The sequence below is a fragment of the Planococcus sp. ANT_H30 genome (genome assembly GCF_008369335.1).
Taxonomy (GTDB): domain Bacteria; phylum Bacillota; class Bacilli; order Bacillales_A; family Planococcaceae; genus Planococcus; species Planococcus kocurii.
Map to the genome: position 1 here is coordinate 1,169,252 of NZ_VOBJ01000001.1, position 18,274 is coordinate 1,187,525.

Consider the following 18,274-nt stretch of genomic DNA (forward strand, 5'->3'; position numbering starts at 1 on the left):
CAAGACAAGCCGCTATCTGACAGCGGCTTGTCTTGTTTTTAAATTCTTTATTTTGGACGTTCCATTGAAAAAATTTCGCCGATCGCTGCATAATTTGTTCCTGCTAACCGGCTTACAGCATCTAGTCCTTTCGGATCGATGCGCCCTTTTTCGTAAATAGCTTCGTCAATGTGGAACTGCACAATTTCCCCAATGAACAAATCACTGCCTGCACCGTCTCCACCTAACGCAACTGACTCTACTAAGCGGCATTCCATACGAATTTTCGACTCGACGATGCCTGGAACCGATACGATTGAACTCGGCACTTGCGTCAGCCCTACTATTTCAACTTCGCTTTCTGATGGAGGCAAAGAAGCGGCTGTTTCGTTGATTTTTGTTACATTGTCACGGTCTACAATATGCACGACAAACTCACCGTTCCCATAAATATTACGAGCAGTGTCTTTCATGCCACTTGCTGGTCGTTGAATCGCAAGTGACACCATCGGCGGATTGGAAGACACAGCATTGAAATAGCTGAACGGTGCACCGTTAACGACTCCTGACGCGGATTGCGTTGTGACAAACGCGATGGGTCGTGGAATAATTGAGCCCACTAATAGTTTGTAATTGTCGCGTTCCTCGTTTTGTTCCGGATCAATTGATATCATGCTTATCCACTCCTTTACTAATGAGATTGATCTATATAAATGAGCTATTTTTTACATATCGCTTTGGCCATAGCTTCCGTAAGAAATGTTCTGCAATGGTTATTCCACAAACCAACTACGCTTTCCTGCGAGCTTGCACCAAACTAACTCGGACTTTACGCCTGAGTGGATTTCGACACTTCGCTATCTCGCGGGAGTCTACGCTGGTTTGCTCCATAGCCTGATGATTTGTTAATTGAACAGGCTAAGAAAAAATTGCGCTAGCTTCGTTGCAAAACGTCCGTTTGCAGCGAGTTCTTCTTTCATTCAACTTATTTACTCAATTTACGTCATCTATAACCCATTGTAACTAAAAAACAGAATGCGCGGATAGTTACGCACATTCTGTCGGTTTAGAGAAGATTAACGGATTGTTTTCAATGCTGTTGACCACGGAATTACTTGGTCGAGCATTTGATTGACGGAATCTGCTTGAACCGGTGCAGCTTTTAGCTCTGCGCCATTTTCAAAGTCTGTGAACAATGACAATGCTGGATGAACGCGAACGTCCGCTACAGATAATTCACCCAAAATGCCCCGTAAATGTTCTGCAGCACGCGCTCCGCCGACAGATCCGTACGATACGATACCCGCTGCTTTATTGTTCCATTCCACGCGTAAATAATCGAGTGCATTTTTTAGTGACCCTGTAATGGAATGGTTGTATTCTTGTGTAATAAAGACAAAGCCGTCTTGTTTAGCAATCGCTTCAGACCAGCCAGCTGCTCCGGATGCGTCGCCACCGTTTTCGCCAAGAAGCGGCAATTTGTATTCAGCAATATCAATAATTGTATAGTTCGCGTCACCGCGTTTGTCTGCTAATTCTTTTACCCAGTTGCCTACTTGTGGGCTTAAGCGCCCTTCGCGTGTTGATCCTAAGATGATGCCGATATTTACTGTTGTCATTATTATTTCCTCCTCTTGTTTGGTTCCGAACAATTTACTCATTATGCTTGTTCTTTTTCCCATTGTTACAAAACCTCTTTTTCAATCGTCTGTGTGCTGCGTATCGTATTGATTGGACGAACTAATTGTTCAATTTCCTCACGTTTTGGTTCTAAAAATGGTGGCAAAGATAATTTTTCTCCGACTGTTTCATAAGGTTCATCCCCCATGAAGCCCGGTCCATCCGTTGCCCATTCAAACAAAATGCCTTGTCCCACTCGTGCATACAATGATTCGAAGAAGAAACGATCGACGTAACCGGATGTATGGAACCCAAGACTTTGCATCCGGTCGATCCACTCTTGCAATACGTCAGTATCTGCTACACGGAAAGCCGCGTGGTGAACTGTACCAAAGCCTTGGCGTCCAGATGGCAACGATGTGTTGTGCTCGACAATTACTTGTGCTCCGTTTCCACCTTCTCCTATTTCAAACAAATGGAAAGCATCTTCTTTTGCAATTTCGCGCATCAACATTGCATGTTCTAATACTTTTTTCAAGCTATCAAAATCTGCGATTCGAATATGCACGGGGCCAAGTCCTGTAATCGCAAACTCCAGTGGAACAGGACCATTTTGCCACGGTGTACCGGACGCTACGCCTCTATTGTTTTCGTCTGAAATCAGCATGTACTGCTGATCGTCAAAATCAACAAACGAAATCGTTTTTTTGCCGAATACTTCTTCGATACCTTTATGTGCCACTTGGTATTTGTCAAAACGTTTGATCCAGTAATCGAGTGCGCTATCCGTTGGCACGCGGAAAGCTGTTTTGTAAATTTCGTTTGTTCCGTGCACGCCTTTTTGAATGTTCGGGAAGTCAAAGAACGTCATATCTGTTCCCGCTGACCCTTTATCATCTGCAAAGAATAGATGATACGTTTGGATATCGTCTTGGTTCACCGTTTTCTTGACAAGACGCATGCCCAATACATACGTAAAAAATTCATAGTTTTTTTCCGCGCTGCTAGTGATGGCTGTTACGTGGTGAATTCCTTTTAATTCGTTCATCAAATTCTCTCCTCTTTTTGAAAGCAATCAATATCTCGAATTCGAGATATATAGTTAAAAAAATTTAATCGTCCTATAATTTTCAGTGGCTCAACGGAAGCTTATTAAATTTCACAATTAATAAATCCAAGATTCTATCAACACAAACTATCTCGAAACAATTTATCTTTAATTCGAGATAATAATACCATGTAGTTTTTGGGGTGTCAACTAGTTGAGTTGGTTTTTCTAGTTTGATGTTTAATTGGTTCTGCTGTGATATAAAAAACTGATTTAGGTTGGTAGTTGAGAACAATCAAAACTATACATAAAAGAAAAAGAGCATCTTTTTAAGTTACATTAGATGCTCTTTAACAACTTATACTTTGTATTGATTTTTATGAACTGCTAGCAAAAAGATTATTTTTCATTTATTTTTTGAAAAATAGCTATATTTGACCCTAAAACATTCATCTTATCTTCACCCAATAATCCCAATACTTTATTTTCAGTATTGTCCAGCACAATCGTATTTATTTCCTTTATAGATAATCCACTTGCTTGTGCTACTCGGCTCACTTGAATCTGTGCAGCTTCAATACTAATATGAGGATCAAGACCCGACCCAGAGGCAGTCATCAAATCTGCTGGAATTTGCTCGCGTTTTACATCTGGATTAGCATTCAAAAATGCGACTATGTCTGTTTCAATTCGTTTCTCCAGTTCTGGATTAGAAGGTCCATAATTATATGTCCCCGAGCTAACACCTCCAAAAGCTATGTCGCCATTTACATCCGGTAAGGTATCTTCTTTTGTATAAACATTGTAATTAATTGCAGATATCCGACCTGAAAAATAAGCTGGATTTGTGAACGCTTGTCCCACATTTTTAGATCCCACTACTTTATCGTCAACCTGGATTAAATTACCGTTTGCTTGTTGTTTGAAAAACACTTGCGCAACACCAGTGACTGCAAATGGATAAACTAGCCCGCATAAGATGAACAACGAACACGTTATAAACATGGCTTGTTTTGTATATTCAAAAAGTCCTCTCATTTCATCTACCTCCTATAAATTCATCATAGTTAAAATAGGACTTGTCAGTATATCAAGCAATTTAATGCCCACAAAAGGCGCAATAACCCCACCTAGACCGTAACGTAGCAAGTTCCTAGTTAATAATTTCTCTGTACTCATGGGTTTGTAAGAGACACCTTTTAACGCAATAGGGATGAGCAATGGAATGATGATTGCGTTAAATAACAATGCGGAGATAATCGCACTTGTTGGTGAATTTAAATGCATAATATTTAAGACGTCCATCTCTGGAATCGCTACCATTAGCATCGCTGGTAGGATTGCAAAGTATTTTGCAACGTCATTGGCAATACTAAAAGTTGTCAATGCACCTCTAGTCATTAGCAATTGCTTTCCGATTTCTACAACTTCAATAATTTTGGTTGGATTCGAGTCTAAATCAACCATATTTGCCGCTTCTTTGGCCGCATTTGTTCCAGAATTCATCGCTAATCCAACATTGGCTTGCGCAAGTGCAGGTGCATCATTTGTACCGTCACCAGTCATAGCGACAACCTTCCCAAGCGCTTGCTCTTCTTTAATCAAATTGATTTTGTCTTCAGGTTTGCTTTCTGCAACAAAACTATCAACACCTGCTTCTTTTGCAATTGTGGCTGCTGTCAATGGATTATCCCCGGTGCACATAATGGTTTTAATACCCATCGCGCGTAGTAGTTCAAAGCGTTCTTTTAAACCAGATTTCACAACATCTTTTAAATAAATGACGCCCAGTATTTTTTCATCTATGGCAACTACTAACGGGGTTCCACCAAGAGATGATACTTGTTGAACGATGCCCTCCAAGTCTTTCGGTATCACTTGATTGGCAGCATCACTCATTTTTTTCATTGAATCGTAAGCGCCTTTTCGAATTTTTTGACCATTCTCTAAATCCACCCCACTTATACGCGTCTGGGCTGTAAATGCTACGTGAGTGCTCGTTTCGACAAGTTTTTTTTCATCATTTTTTTCAATACCTAATGTAGTTGCAAGAGTTAAAATGGATTTACCTTCCGGTGTATCATCTTTTAGTGAACTTAGCCATGCAGCACGTAGAAGTTTTTTCCGATCAATACCCTGTACTGGCAAAAACTCTGAAGCTTGACGATTTCCATAAGTAATTGTCCCCGTCTTATCTAAAATCAAAGTATCTACATCTCCACAGGCTTCCACAGCTTTTCCTGACATTGCAATTACATTAAATTGCGTCACGCGATCCATACCTGCAATTCCAATTGCCGATAATAGCCCACCGATTGTTGTTGGTATTAAACAAACGACTAACGCAATAAGTGTTGAAATGGGGATATCAACATCTAAATAGATGGTCATAGGGTAAAGTGTGACCACAACTAGTAAAAAGATAATAGTTAAACTGACTAATAATGTATTTAATGCAATTTCATTTGGCGTTTTTTTACGCTTTGCTCCCTCGATTAACGCAATCATCTTGTCTAGAAACGATTCTCCTGGTAACGAAGTGATTTCAACTTTCAACCAGTCACTTGTTATAGTCGTACCACCGGTAACTGATGAAAAGTCTCCACCACGCTCCTTCACTACCGGAGCAGATTCACCAGTGATTGCAGATTCATCAACAGTGGCAATTCCATCCACCACCTCACCATCGTTAGGAATGATTTCACCAGTCTTTACTAAGACAACATCTCCCTTTTTAAGATCTTCAGCTTGTTTCATAAGATGCGTACCATCAGCCATCACGACACGTGCATCTGTACTTGTTTTTGTCTTCTTAAGTGTCTGTACTTGAGCCTTACCTCGACCTTCCGCAATTGCTTCAGCAAAATTTGCGAAGAGAATTGTGATAAACAAAATAGCCGCAACGAGCGCGTTATAAAGACGTGCATACTGAACGCTACTATCCTCTAATAAAGCGGGAAAAATAGTTAATACAAGAACAAAAATAAAACCGATTTCGACTACGAACATTACCGGATTTTTCACCATATAAACGGGATTTAACTTTTTAAAAGCTGCTGTAATGGAACTTTTCATAATTTCACTTGTGATAAAACTTTTTTTAGATACAGTCTCCATCGTTGTCTCTCCTCGTCAAGAACGTATTTGCAAGTGTTCTGTAATTGGACCGAGTGCCAAAGCCGGTAAAAATGTCAAAGCACCAATCATTAGTACAATTGAAATCAGCATGAATGCAAACATTACGTTATCTGTTTTTAATGTTCCAGCCGTTTCACTGTGTAGTAACTTAGTCGCAAGCATAGAAGCAATAGCCAGTTGAATAATAATTGAAAGATAACGACCAAAAAACATCGCTAAGCCCGTTGTCACATTCCAAAACGTTGAATTATCCGCTAATCCTTCAAAGCCAGAACCATTATTTGCTGAAGAAGAGGCGTACTCATAAAGAATTTGTGACAACCCGTGTGCACCTGGATTTGTAATACCTGCGATACCTGCCGTAGTCGAAATTGCAATTGCTGAGAAACTTAAGATAATTGCCGGATGAATTAAAATACACAGCGCGATTAACTTCATTTCTTTCTCCTCAATTTTCTTACCTAAAAACTGCGGCGTGCGTCCAATCATCAGACAAGCAATAAAAATTGTCAGCAAGCCATACATCATCATATTCATCAACCCAACACCTTTACCTCCAAACACAACGTTAAGCATCATATTAAATAATGCAACCATACCTCCAATTGGCGTTAACGTATCATGCATATTATTTACAGTACCCGTTGTAAAAGCCGTTGTTACAGTAGTAAATAAAGCCGATTGTGCAATACCAAAACGCATTTCCTTCCCCTCCATACTACCCAGTTCCTGAGTAATACCGAGTGAACTAATGATTGGATTTCCTTCACGCTCTGCCATATAACAAGCAGTTAAGCCAGCCAGAAATAAAATTCCCATCGCAGCAAAAATAACCATTCCTTGCTTTCCAATTAAGGCTCTCTTACGTCGAGCTGCAACCATTAAGCCAAACGCAATAACGCACGCCCCTGGCAGTATCATCATAGATAATATTTCAATAATATTTGTTAACACAGTCGGGTTTTCAAATGGCGTCGTTGAATTGGCACCGTAAAAACCGCCGCCGTTTGTACCAACGTGTTTGATAGATTCTAAAGATGCCACAGGCCCAAGGGCAAGATCTTGCATCTTTCCTTCAATAGTTTGAACAGTTTCGTTTGCTTTAAAAGTTTGCGGTGTACCCTGGAACACTAAAATCATTGAAACAATAAATGAAATCGGCAGTAACACTCGAGTGATTACACGTACCATATCGACAAAAAAATTGCCGAGTGTATCTTTTTTTGCTACTAAGCGTCGACAGAATGCCATGCACGCCGCGTAACCCGTTGCTGCAGAAGTGAACATCAGAAATGTAATAACAAGCATTTGAGACAAATAACTTAGTCCTGATTCACCGCTATAATGTTGTAGGTTTGTATTGGTAATGAAGGAGATAATCGTATTAAATGATAACGTTGCTTCCATATTAGTAATTTCATTTGGATTTAAAAATAAGACTGACTGAATACGCAGTACAATATAACCGATAAATACCATGAGCGCATTCGAAAGAATGAGTGCCAGCACATATTGTTTACCAGTCATATCATTTTGCTTAACACCAGAAATTTTGTAAATAACTCCATCGATACGATCCATAACCGGATCTAACCATGTTTTTTCGCGCATTGTTACATGATATAAATAATGGCCTATTAACACGACCATAGGTAGATAGATAAGTAATACGAAAGCGATTTGCCACATTTTCTTAACCTCCTATTGGCTTATTACTATTTTTCTGGGTAGAGTAATGCATGACCTAAATAGACAAACAATCCAACGATAATGAGGATAACAACCCACATAAAATCTCCTCCTACTTATTTTCTTTCTGATAACACCAATTAGTAAAACCGTAGAGACTAGTAAAGCAAATGCCGAGTAAAGCGACCATATAAACATCCATCACATCTATCACCCTTTCTACTTAGTAATTATTTTCATCATACTGCTTGTTAAATTAACGTAGCGTTAGAGAAAGACAAATTGTATTAAGACAGTATTAAGATGCCAATCTTAATACTGTCTTAATGATAGTTGGCGGTATAATCAAGAAGAGGTGAAGACTGATGGAAGACAACCGGCCGAATCCAGAAAAAATCTTAGCAAAAATCAAACAACAGCAGATGGACTTAGAAAAAGGAAAGTTAAAAATATTTCTTGGGTATGCGGCAGGTGTTGGTAAGACCTACGCAATGCTAGATGCTGCGCATCATGCAAAAGCGCTTGGAATAGATGTAATAATTGGCTATATTGAGCCACATATCCGACCAGAAACCACAGCTTTACTCAACGGTCTTGAATCCATACCACCAATTAAAATCGACTACAAAGAAAAGACCTTCAAAGAACTCGATATCGATACAATTCTTAAAAGAAAGCCTTCAATTGTAGTGATAGATGAGTTAGCACATAGTAATGTTCCAACCATGCGTCACTTAAAGCGCTTCGGCGATGTAAACGAATTATTAGCACAAGGCATTGATGTTTATACCACCGTTAACATTCAACATATTGAAAGTCTTCACGATTTGGTCGAAGAGATTACTGGAGTCAATGTGCGCGAGCGTATTCCAGATTTTATGATTGACAATGCCTCTCAGATTAAGCTTGTCGATATTGAACCAGATGATCTGATACAGCGATTAATAGAGGGGAAAATTTATAAATCTGAACAAGTCAAATACGCAATGGATCACTTTTTTCAAAGAAAAAATCTTGTTGCACTTCGAGAAATTGCACTTCGTCGTACAGCAGATACCGTTTATCGTCGAACGGCTCACGAAGCGGGTTCATTCGGGACCAGCGGGCATATAGAAGAACACATATTAGTTGGTATAAGTAGCTCGTCTACTAATCCTAAAGTGATACGGTCAGCAGCACGACTTGCCCAAGCCCTTCACGGGAACTTCACCGCTATATACGTACAAAAAGATGATAATGATCGGTCTTATCCTTCAGACTCACAACGAATTCAAGAACATAGCAAATTAGTAGAACAGCTTGGCGGGCGCGTTGTCAGTATGCAAGCAGATGATGTCGCTGCGACTATCGCAAACTATGCACGGATGAGTGGTGTAACAAATTTAGTAATAGGGAAGTCGGTAACTAAAAATCGATGGTGGTCTACAAATTTTAAAATAGCTGATCAGATTAGTAAGTACGCGCCTAACTTGGCGATGTTCATTGTCGTAGATGAACATCAAGAACCAAAAGGTTTTCTTCCTGTAAAGCCACAGTTTTCACTTGACTGGAACGACTTATTAAAGATGATAGTAATTTTTATTGCGGTATCAGCAATCGGTTTGCTTTTCTTTACATTTGGCGTAGGTGAATCGAATATTATTACTATTTATATTTTAGGAGTGTTAGTACTCGCCTTGTGGTCAAGTGGGTGGATGGTCAGCATAGTCAGTTCGCTAATTGCCGTATTACTTTTCAATTTTTTATTTACTGAACCCAGATTTTCGTTTGAAGCATATCATCGGGATTACGCAATGACGTTTCCCATCATGTTCATATCTGGTTTTATTACAAGCAGTTTGACACGAAAAGTAAAAAAACAGGCTAGGGAAGCGATACGCAAGTCCTATCGAACAGAAGTATTGTTAGAAACAAGTCGCAAATTAAACTATGCAAAATCGCTGGAAGAGATTATTACAGAAGGAATGTCTCAAGTTGTAAAACTCATCGAACGACCTGTTATTTTTTGTGAAATTGCAAACGAACTCATCACACATTCAGTAGCTTCGTCTTCTGACGTCTTAACAGCTCAGGAAAATAAGGAGCTACTCTCCAAATTCCATAATGCCAACGAGCGTGGTGTAATAACGTGGGTAGCAAATAATAACCAACAAGCAGGTATGACAACTGATACGTTTCCTGAAGCGAGCGCTTATTATGTTCCATTTTTTTCTGGTGAAAGTGTTAAAGGCGTCCTCGGTATTTTACTACCCATTGAAGTGCCACTACCCGCTTTTGAACGTCATATTTTGAATGCTATTCTCAATGATTTTGCGTTTGCACTAGATAAATGGTATTTGCAAAAAGCGACCGAAGAAGTAAAACGAGAAGCAGAACTAGAGCAAATGAGGGCTAATTTATTGCGTGGGATTTCACATGATTTGCGTACACCTTTAACAAGTATTTCAGGCAACGCAGATATATTATTGACTAGCTCAAACAAAATTACCGATGAACAAAAAAATCAGTTGTATCATGATATTTACAGCAATTCAAAATGGCTCGTGCAGTTAGTTGAAAATTTACTAGCTGTATCTCGATTGGATGAGGGGAAACTCGCGATTGAAATGCAGCCTGAGATTATGCAAGATATTATGCAAGAAGCTCTTTTACATGTAGTTCACAACAAAACCACACACCGTATTTCATGCCAAGTCGAGCCTGCATTAGCAATCGCGATGATGGATGCTAGGCTGCTCATCCAAGTACTAATTAATCTCATTGATAATGCATTAAAGTACACACCTGTAGGCACTGAAATAAGTTTAAAAGCTGAGGAAATTGATGATGATATTCAAATTACTGTTAGTGACACTGGACAAGGTATTGACGACACATTGAAATCCATACTATTTGAACCTTTTACTACAGGAAAAATACATCGAAGTGACAGTGGTAGAGGACTTGGACTTGGATTAGCATTATGTCAGTCAATCCTACACGTACACGGTAGTCAATTGACGGTATTGGACAATCATCCAACAGGTACTATTTTTAGTTTTATGCTAAAAAAAGGAGACATTAATGACGATGAATAAACGAATTCTTGTGGTAGAAGATGATGTTGCAATTGCAAATTTAATTAAAATGACATTAACAGTGAATGGATATGAACATGAAATTGCAACTAATGGTGAGTCTGCACTGCAAAAGGTGCTCTCCATTCAACCAAACCTTATTATTCTAGATCTTGGGCTGCCTGACTTGGATGGAATTGATGTGATTCATAAAGTCCGAAGCTGGTCACAAACACCAATCATTATAGTAAGCGCTCGAGGAGAAGACCATGACAAGATAAATGCGCTTGACGCAGGCGCAGATGATTATGTAACAAAACCGTTTAGCGTTGATGAACTTTTAGCTCGTATTCGTGTGGCTCTTAGAAGAAATACGATCGAACGCAACTATGAGAACGAACAACCGGTGTTCAAAAATGGTGACTTATGTATTGATTACTTAGCAAATACCGTTTTTATCGGTGGACAAGAAATTCACTTGACTCCGATTGAATATAAATTACTGATTGTACTTTCCAAAAATGTAGGAAAAGTTTTGACGCATAACTTTCTATTAAAAGAAGTTTGGAAGCATGTATCTCAATCTGACGTTCCGAGTTTGCGTGTATTTATGGCCACTTTACGAAAAAAAATCGAAGAAAACCCTTCAGATCCAAAATACATTCAGACCCATGTACGTGTTGGTTACAGAATGCTAAAGCTTTAATTTAAAAAGGCTGTCCCATAAGGTCATGAAAAATGACTTCTTGAGTGCAGCTCTTTTTGCCTACTACAGAATAGGCTGATGTCTACTTTAATGGAGTCAAAAAAGATGAACCAGCCTTTGCCTTTTCCAACGATCATCCCGATCATCTACAGAAGTACGCGACAATACTTGGTGATTGATGCAATTTTTTATTGGAAGGATTAGTTGTTACTTTAGAAGTGACTTCCCTCAATTCAGAACTTTATTGTGTTTACCATAATTAAGTGAGAAACTAAAAAACATCTTCGAGATGCTAGACTTTAAAAGTACGCGAATGCAAATCCGATCCCCCAAAAATTAGGCTGCTTGCGCCCAGGAAATCCAGGGCGCAAACAGCCTAATGACAATGTTATATAAGTTTCTCAACTCATTATGGTCGTGTAATTCATGCCAATTTTTTCAAGACACCAAGCACAATGTTAAAGGAAGTTATACTAGTGAACTTTCAACTTAGCTCAGCAGTAAATCGGTTAAACAAGTAGGATCGCCTGCAAATGTAGAAAAGCCAATCTCTCCCTTTTTACCTTCTGCTTCAATTTCAATTGTGTATGTTCGGTCACGAGGCAACCAGAGGTCGATAAACCCGTTTGCCGGCGTTGTCATCACTTCGTCTACATAAACTTCTCCTTGATCATCTATAATCTTTACCGTCATTTCTTTTTCTGCTAGCTCTCCTTGGCATCCCGTCAAACTATGAATTTCACAAGGATGTGTGTATGTCTCATAAGGTGCGATTGAAACAAAAAACTCTTCTCCTGCTAACGGATAGACAACTGTTTCTCCCTCGTCTTCAACCGTTAGTTCTTGATCATCTATCGAAGCTGCACTGACTTTGTCACTCCCACTTAAGTCAGACACTAACTCCTTTACTTCAGCTTGGGTTAACGATGGTTCCTCCGTACATCCTGCTAGTAACCCTAGTAAAGCCACCATAATCACAAAAAATGGAACTCTCATAGTATCTCTCCTCTCTTCCTTACTATAGCAAAGTTGGTTCTTGCATTATGCGTTAATTCTTACGACTTTATGAACCTAGCTATTTACACAAAAAAGAAGGAACTCCAGCATGACTGAACTGAGCTCCCTCTTTTGCTATGACTTCTCTAGCGTTTCCTTCGACACAACCATACGCCATTACTCAAGACGATAATTCCAACTCATCACTATACGTTAAGAAAATCGTTTTAGCTTACTGTTCGTTACCTTTGTTTAGCCGTCTCTTTCTAAAACCAAACAGGGGAAAGCTATGACAGTCCTTTTTCCTCAAATTGCTTTAAATCATCTTTATGGCCCATCAAGACCAGAATATTTCCTTTGACAATCTCATCTTCTGGACTCGGGGCAATGTTGACATCTTCAAAACGTTTAATCGCCAGTACCGTGCAATTAAATTTGGCACGAATATCAAGCTGAAACAAGGTTTTTCCTGAAATAGACGGGGGAGCGACCAATTCGATGATGCTATATTCCTCTGAAAGATTAATATAATCAATGATTTTTTCAGAGTTTAGGTGATGTGCCATACGAACTCCCATCTCGTATTCCGGTTGAATCACTCGGTCTGCCCCCACCTTCTCAAGAATTTTTTGATGTTGCAAGTCTCTGGCTTTGACCCAGATAGTTGAAATCCCCATTTCCTTGAGGATTAACGTACATAACACACTAGATTGAAGATTATCTCCAATAGCTACAACGGCGTGTTCAAAATTGCGCACTCCTAGTGATTTCAATACATTTTCATCTGTGGCATTTGCTATAACGGCTTGAGTCGTACAATCCGAGACTTCATTGACTTTCTCTTCATCCGTATCAATAGCGAGTATGTCATGTCCTAATCGGTTTAACTCTCGGCACATGCTTGTCCCAAATCTGCCCAGTCCAATAATAACAACTTCTTTTTTCAACTTATTTCCTCATTCCTTAAGTATGTGATTACTATAGCAACATATTTAAATGAACTTTTTTCCTTAGATTTAACATACATGCGGCCTTTTGGATACTGCTTTTTATGCTTGCTGTTCTTTTTTCTTTTTGATACTTATTAATGCACCTACTGCAACGATTCCAAGCAGCACTCCCCAGAAAATAAGTTTCCACTCTGTAGAATGAGCAAAATCATATGGGATAATCCCGAGCTTCTCATGTCCTAGCGTAAGTACGGTCAACTTAACACCTACCCAACCAACAATGATGAAAGCAGTTGTTTCTAACTGTGGATAATCGGCTAAGAGTTTGACGAATTTGTGGGCGGCAAACCGCATTATAACGAGTCCAACGAGTCCGCCTGCCAACATGACTGCGAACTGACCCGAGTTAATGCCGCCAATTTCACTGACACCGAACAACTCCAAATGAGGCAAAGTAATCGCCAATGCAACAGCTGCTAGCATTGAGTCAATCGCAAACGCAATGTCCGCTAGTTCAACTTTTAATACAGTCATCCAAAAACCGGAACCTTTTGTCGCCTCTGGTTCAAGGCTATGCTCTTTTCTTTTTCGCTGATCATAAATATGCTTAAACGCGATAAACAGTAAATACGCAGCACCTAACGCTTGAATCTGCCATACGTTTACCAATAGTGTAATCATGAACAAAGCTGCAAAGCGAAAAACAAATGCTCCTACTAATCCGTAAAATAACGCTTTTTTCTGTTGTTTTTCTGGTAAATGCTTGACCATAACCGCCATAACGACTGCGTTATCTGCAGCTAACAACCCTTCCAACGCCACCAACACCAGCAACACCCATACGTACTCCAATAAAACCGCTTCCATCTTTCATCCTCCTCTTATTTTTTGCCAACAAAAAAGACCCTTGCCTAATAAAAGGCAAAGGTCTCGCTAAGCAAAATTTTGCTATCACAACCGATGGCTACGAACCATGTAATGACGACTGTGAAATAGGTTTCCCTATAGCTACTCCCCCTTGACGTGATGTCAAAGTCTATTGAGTTGTGTGATTAGTATAACACCTCCTGACCTACCGACTAACTAATAAATGTGTCTAAAAAAAGATTTCTTTCAAGAGTCTTGCCTGCGCATAATTATTGAATTTTTAGGGAATATATTTAGAAATAACTTGCAAAATTTAGGCAAGAAGATGTTTGGGTCTCTAAAGTGAAGTTCATTACTTCCACGGCCATTTTGACCGGAATCGCTCTTCTAGCGAAAGTTAATGAAACGATTTGTACATTGCATATTACGTATTAATCATTGGTGACTCGATTTTCAGGTGATTTCATTGCTGTTCACTACTAAAGAAAAAAGCTTGTTGTGCAGAGTTGGCTTACACACGTTCGAACAAGGTATTTTAAGCCTCTACACGCTTCTTCGAATTCCAGCGAATTTTGAATGCGTGAATCTTTTTCTTAAGCTCTAAATGTCATTAACCCCTGAGGTAAATTCATGTGCAAATCTCCTGTTTCGCCACCATTCATGCATCACATTTTTTCATGTTGATTAAACTTTTCATGCAGTCCGAGCAATCCAAAAATTCGGATTGCTCTTTTCTCTACTAACTATTCATTTTTATTTCGAAGTGGCTCAAACGCATTGGTCCACGCATTCACTTGATCAAGCAAGGTCGTCACTGATTTCGTATGAAGATCTGCCGGTTTGAACTCACTCATTTTCACAAAATCCGTAAATAACGACATAGCCGGATGGGTTCTAACCGTTGCGATTTGTAACTCTGCTAAAATAACCCGTAATGCTTCAGCTGCGCGTACGCCGCCTGACGAACCGTAACTGACAATTCCTGCTGCTTTGTTGTTCCATTCCGGATACAAATAATCGATCGCATTTTTCAAGGCAGACGTTACACCGTGATTGTATTCCGGACAAATAAAGACATAGCCATCGAGTTCCGCAATTTTTTTCGACCATGGAATGGCTTCAGGTGTTTTGTAATCCTGACTATATGCTGCTGAAATGGGCTCTGCGTACATCGGCAACTTGAATTCTGCCAAATCCACTACTTCGTATTCAGCGTCTCCACGCTGATCAGCAATGTCTTTCACCCACTGAGCAACTTGCAAGCTATTACGTCCTGGTCGTGTACTGCCTGTAATAATCCCGATTTTTGTCATGAATGAGTTCCTCCTCAAATTGTGATGCGGTCTTAGCTCTATGAACCTTCACTCCTTGATGTCTCTTCATCATAAGGGAAATGTCTCTCCGTTTCAAATCAAATGACAGAATACTCTTTCAATAGCTAGTGATGTATAAACTTATATTCAGTTATCCCCATTCCACTAAATTGAAAAATAAAATCTCCTCTCTTTGCCATGACACGATATAACTTAAAGCGATATTTCAGAAAACTATATCTTGTTGTTAGTTAATCCACTAAACTGGAGAAAGATGTTAAATACTTACTTTTAAGTAGCGATCAAATGATAGGAACAATCGACTTGACTGGAGTTGCAAGTGTCAAAAAAACTGTTCCAAGCATGCATTTTCACAATACAATACATAGATTTTGAATGAAATAGTGGCTTTCTGTATCGAAGGGAGATCAAGAAAATTGAAAAACTTTTTAGACAAATCAAAACAGCCTATTTTACTTTCTACTGAACTTTTTGACTTGATGCAAGATGCGATTTTTTTGGTAGCCGAAGATTACGAAACATTCCGTTATGTTTACGCAAATGCAGCTGCTTTCAAAATTCTCTCACTCCAACAAACAGATATTGGCAAAAACATAGAAGATGTCCTATCTCCCGCGCGAGCTCAAATCCATTTTGAGTACTATCGTAAAGTTCATGCTTCACAAACATCGATCGAAATGATTGAAAATATTGAAACCGAAAGCGGAGAAATTTTAGGAGAAGTTGTACTCAATCCCATCTTGACAGAAGACGGCTACTGCCACTATATTTTAGCCACCGTAAAAGACATTACAGAACAAAGGAACAAAGACAATATGCTGCAAGAAACGCTTCAATCTTTGGATGCAGAACGACAAAAAGGAATATCTATTTTTGAAAACAATATTCATGCTGTATTCGAGTTTGACCAGCAAAAGAAAATAGTCAACGTCAATGCTAAAGCTATTGAAATCACCGGCTTTAGTAAAGAAGAATTGCTCGTTCAATCTTTGTTCTCCTTAACTGTCGAAAACCAATTAGTAGCTACTCTTTCGAATTTCGAACAGGCTTTAGCAGGAATACCTATTGAATTTGAAATGACTCTTTATACAAAAACACATGAAGTAGTTGTTTTTCAAGTGAATACGGTTCCTATAGTTATTGAAGAAACGTTAACTGGAGTCTATGCGATTGCCAAGAATGTTACCACACAGAAAAAAACAGAGTGGCTTTTGCAAGAAAGTGAGCAGCGCTATAAATCACTAGTCGCTAACCATCCTTACGGAATTTTTGTTTTTGACGAAAAGGGGCATTTAAAGAACGCAAATCCTGGAACAGAAAATATTACTGGGTATTCTGTAGAAGAATTGCTCGAGACGTCCTTTATAGCCATGATTATCCCGGATGAACTAGAAAAAATAAGTTATCATTTTCACGAGACAATCACTAACAATAAGTCCGAGCGTTATGAATTTGCTTGCCATCATAAAAACGGCCAGCTCATTTATCTTCAAGCAACAAATATCCCCCTCGTCTTACATGGTCAGTTGGTTGGAATTCATAGCGTTGTGACCGACATCACTGAAATTACACAGGCTCAACAAAGCTTAACTAAAACAAAAGAAGAACTTGAAATCTTTTGGAAAAATTCCGCAGTTCCCATCTTTTATATTGATGCACAAGGAGATATCTTAAAAGCAAACCCTGCATTTGAAGAAACATTTGAATTTACAGAAGAAGAAATGATAGCCGGTAAAGGGACTATTATTCCGAAAGGGATGAAGTCAGATCAACACAATATTCTCAAAAGAATTTTAAAAGGAGATACAGTCAAATCACATGATACGCTCCGTGTAACCAAGTCAGGGAAATTACTAAATATCATTTCTTCTTATTCACCTGTGCGTAACGAGAGGGGGGAAATCGTTGGAGCAACCATCATATACAACAATGTATCCGAACTTAAAAAAATTGAAAAAGAACTTCAAAAAAGCCAAGAGAAATACAGATTGATCACAGAGAATACACTAGATATCATTACGCTAATGGATCTTTCTGGAAAAATCGAATACGTCTCTCCTGCCAGCGAAAAAGTTCTAGGATTTCCTGAACACGTATACATTGGGAACTCCTTTACTCAAAATATCCATTCAGAAGACGTCTTGCATTTATCAGATCGTATTACGGCTCTTCTTAATGGAGGAAAGCCGATCCCATTAGACGTTCGTTACTTGCACCGGGATGGTCACTACATTTGGATGGAAGTTTCCTTTAATCCGGTCTTTTCAAATGGAGAAATGATTCAATTGTTTACACTTGCTAGAGATGTTACAGAGCGCAAAAAACTTCAAAGTGAAATTGCAAAAATGGCTTTTTATGACCATTTATCAGGAATTCCTAATCGACGTAATTTTGATAGCAAATTGGAAAAAGCCTTTCTACAAGTTGATCCATCAAGCAAAAAAATCGCCCTTTTGATGCTTGATGGACGTAAGTTTAAACAAATTAATGACCAATTTGGCCACGATGCCGGAGATGCCGTCATTAAAGAAATGGCTAGGCGACTACAAGCTTGCGTTCGTCCGTGTGATACGGCTGCACGTTTAGGTGGAGATGAGATGGCTGTTATTTTGCCTGATATCGACTCTGTAAAAACCGCGATTGATACCGCTAAACGAATTTTAACGTCATATGAAGCTCCATTTCTTTTTAACGGCTATAAAATTACGATGGGCGCAGGCATCGGAATTTCCTTATATCCCGATCACGCTACTAGTGAAAAACAATTGATTAAATGTGCCGATTTAGCTTTGTATGAAGCTAAAAAAAGCGATCGCGATGCGTATCAAGTTTATGAATAGGTCTGGCAACTAGTAGGCATCCCTTCGTTAATCCATTAGTAGATGCACCAA

Annotated in this window: 14 protein-coding genes; 3 read left to right on the forward strand and 11 right to left on the reverse strand. The window is 39.1% G+C overall.

What is annotated here, in order from left to right; all coding sequences use genetic code 11:
- Positions 1 to 47: 47 nt before the first annotated feature.
- The 7 genes from FQ085_RS05530 to kdpF form a co-directional block, all read right to left on the reverse strand.
- Positions 48 to 653, reverse strand: a complete 606-nt coding sequence (locus FQ085_RS05530; RefSeq protein ID WP_149456110.1) for a flavin reductase family protein — start codon at positions 651 to 653, stop codon at positions 48 to 50.
- Positions 654 to 1,055: 402 nt separating this feature from the next.
- Positions 1,056 to 1,598 carry an NADPH-dependent FMN reductase gene (locus FQ085_RS05535; RefSeq protein ID WP_058386823.1) on the reverse strand — a complete coding sequence of 181 codons (543 nt, stop codon included), beginning with the start codon at positions 1,596 to 1,598 and terminating at the stop codon, positions 1,056 to 1,058.
- Positions 1,599 to 1,663: 65 nt separating this feature from the next.
- Entirely contained in the window at positions 1,664 to 2,647 is a 984-nt protein-coding gene (locus tag FQ085_RS05540) for a ring-cleaving dioxygenase (protein ID WP_149456111.1), read from the reverse strand.
- 399 nt (positions 2,648 to 3,046) lie between these two features.
- On the reverse strand, positions 3,047 to 3,685 hold the full coding sequence (gene kdpC / locus FQ085_RS05545; RefSeq protein WP_058384120.1) for a potassium-transporting ATPase subunit KdpC: 639 nt from the start codon (positions 3,683 to 3,685) through the stop codon (positions 3,047 to 3,049).
- A gap of 12 nt (positions 3,686 to 3,697) precedes the next feature.
- On the reverse strand, positions 3,698 to 5,764 hold the full coding sequence (gene kdpB / locus FQ085_RS05550) for a potassium-transporting ATPase subunit KdpB (protein ID WP_149456112.1): 2,067 nt from the start codon (positions 5,762 to 5,764) through the stop codon (positions 3,698 to 3,700).
- A gap of 15 nt (positions 5,765 to 5,779) precedes the next feature.
- The gene (gene kdpA, locus FQ085_RS05555) at positions 5,780 to 7,474 is read right to left on the reverse strand and encodes a potassium-transporting ATPase subunit KdpA (protein WP_149456113.1); all 1,695 of its coding nucleotides are present in this window, start codon (positions 7,472 to 7,474) and stop codon (positions 5,780 to 5,782) included.
- Positions 7,475 to 7,500: 26 nt separating this feature from the next.
- Positions 7,501 to 7,575: a K(+)-transporting ATPase subunit F gene (kdpF, locus tag FQ085_RS18425; RefSeq protein ID WP_078080859.1), complete on the reverse strand. Its 75-nt coding sequence runs from the start codon at positions 7,573 to 7,575 to the stop codon at positions 7,501 to 7,503.
- A 264-nt stretch (positions 7,576 to 7,839) separates the two neighbouring features.
- Between kdpF and FQ085_RS05565 the strand changes: the two genes are divergently transcribed.
- Both FQ085_RS05565 and FQ085_RS05570 read left to right on the forward strand, forming a co-directional pair.
- Complete coding sequence (locus FQ085_RS05565; protein ID WP_058384117.1) at positions 7,840 to 10,551, forward strand: sensor histidine kinase; 2,712 nt, start codon at positions 7,840 to 7,842, stop codon at positions 10,549 to 10,551.
- The gene (locus FQ085_RS05570) at positions 10,544 to 11,236 is read left to right on the forward strand and encodes a response regulator transcription factor (protein ID WP_058386822.1); all 693 of its coding nucleotides are present in this window, start codon (positions 10,544 to 10,546) and stop codon (positions 11,234 to 11,236) included. Before FQ085_RS05565 ends, FQ085_RS05570 begins: the two co-directional genes overlap by 8 nt.
- 489 nt (positions 11,237 to 11,725) lie before the next feature.
- Here the strand turns inward: FQ085_RS05570 and FQ085_RS05575 are convergent, their stop codons facing one another.
- The 4 genes from FQ085_RS05575 to FQ085_RS05590 form a co-directional block, all read right to left on the reverse strand.
- Positions 11,726 to 12,232 carry a CueP family metal-binding protein gene (locus tag FQ085_RS05575; protein ID WP_149456114.1) on the reverse strand — a complete coding sequence of 169 codons (507 nt, stop codon included), beginning with the start codon at positions 12,230 to 12,232 and terminating at the stop codon, positions 11,726 to 11,728.
- A 287-nt stretch (positions 12,233 to 12,519) separates the two neighbouring features.
- On the reverse strand, positions 12,520 to 13,179 hold the full coding sequence (locus FQ085_RS05580) for a potassium channel family protein (RefSeq protein WP_058384115.1): 660 nt from the start codon (positions 13,177 to 13,179) through the stop codon (positions 12,520 to 12,522).
- A gap of 102 nt (positions 13,180 to 13,281) precedes the next feature.
- The gene (locus tag FQ085_RS05585) at positions 13,282 to 14,049 is read right to left on the reverse strand and encodes a TerC family protein (protein ID WP_149456115.1); all 768 of its coding nucleotides are present in this window, start codon (positions 14,047 to 14,049) and stop codon (positions 13,282 to 13,284) included.
- Positions 14,050 to 14,792: 743 nt separating this feature from the next.
- Complete coding sequence (locus FQ085_RS05590) at positions 14,793 to 15,362, reverse strand: NADPH-dependent FMN reductase (RefSeq protein WP_058384113.1); 570 nt, start codon at positions 15,360 to 15,362, stop codon at positions 14,793 to 14,795.
- Positions 15,363 to 15,799: 437 nt separating this feature from the next.
- Between FQ085_RS05590 and FQ085_RS05595 the strand changes: the two genes are divergently transcribed.
- Complete coding sequence (locus tag FQ085_RS05595; RefSeq protein ID WP_188074711.1) at positions 15,800 to 18,223, forward strand: PAS domain S-box protein; 2,424 nt, start codon at positions 15,800 to 15,802, stop codon at positions 18,221 to 18,223.
- Positions 18,224 to 18,274 lie beyond the last annotated feature (51 nt).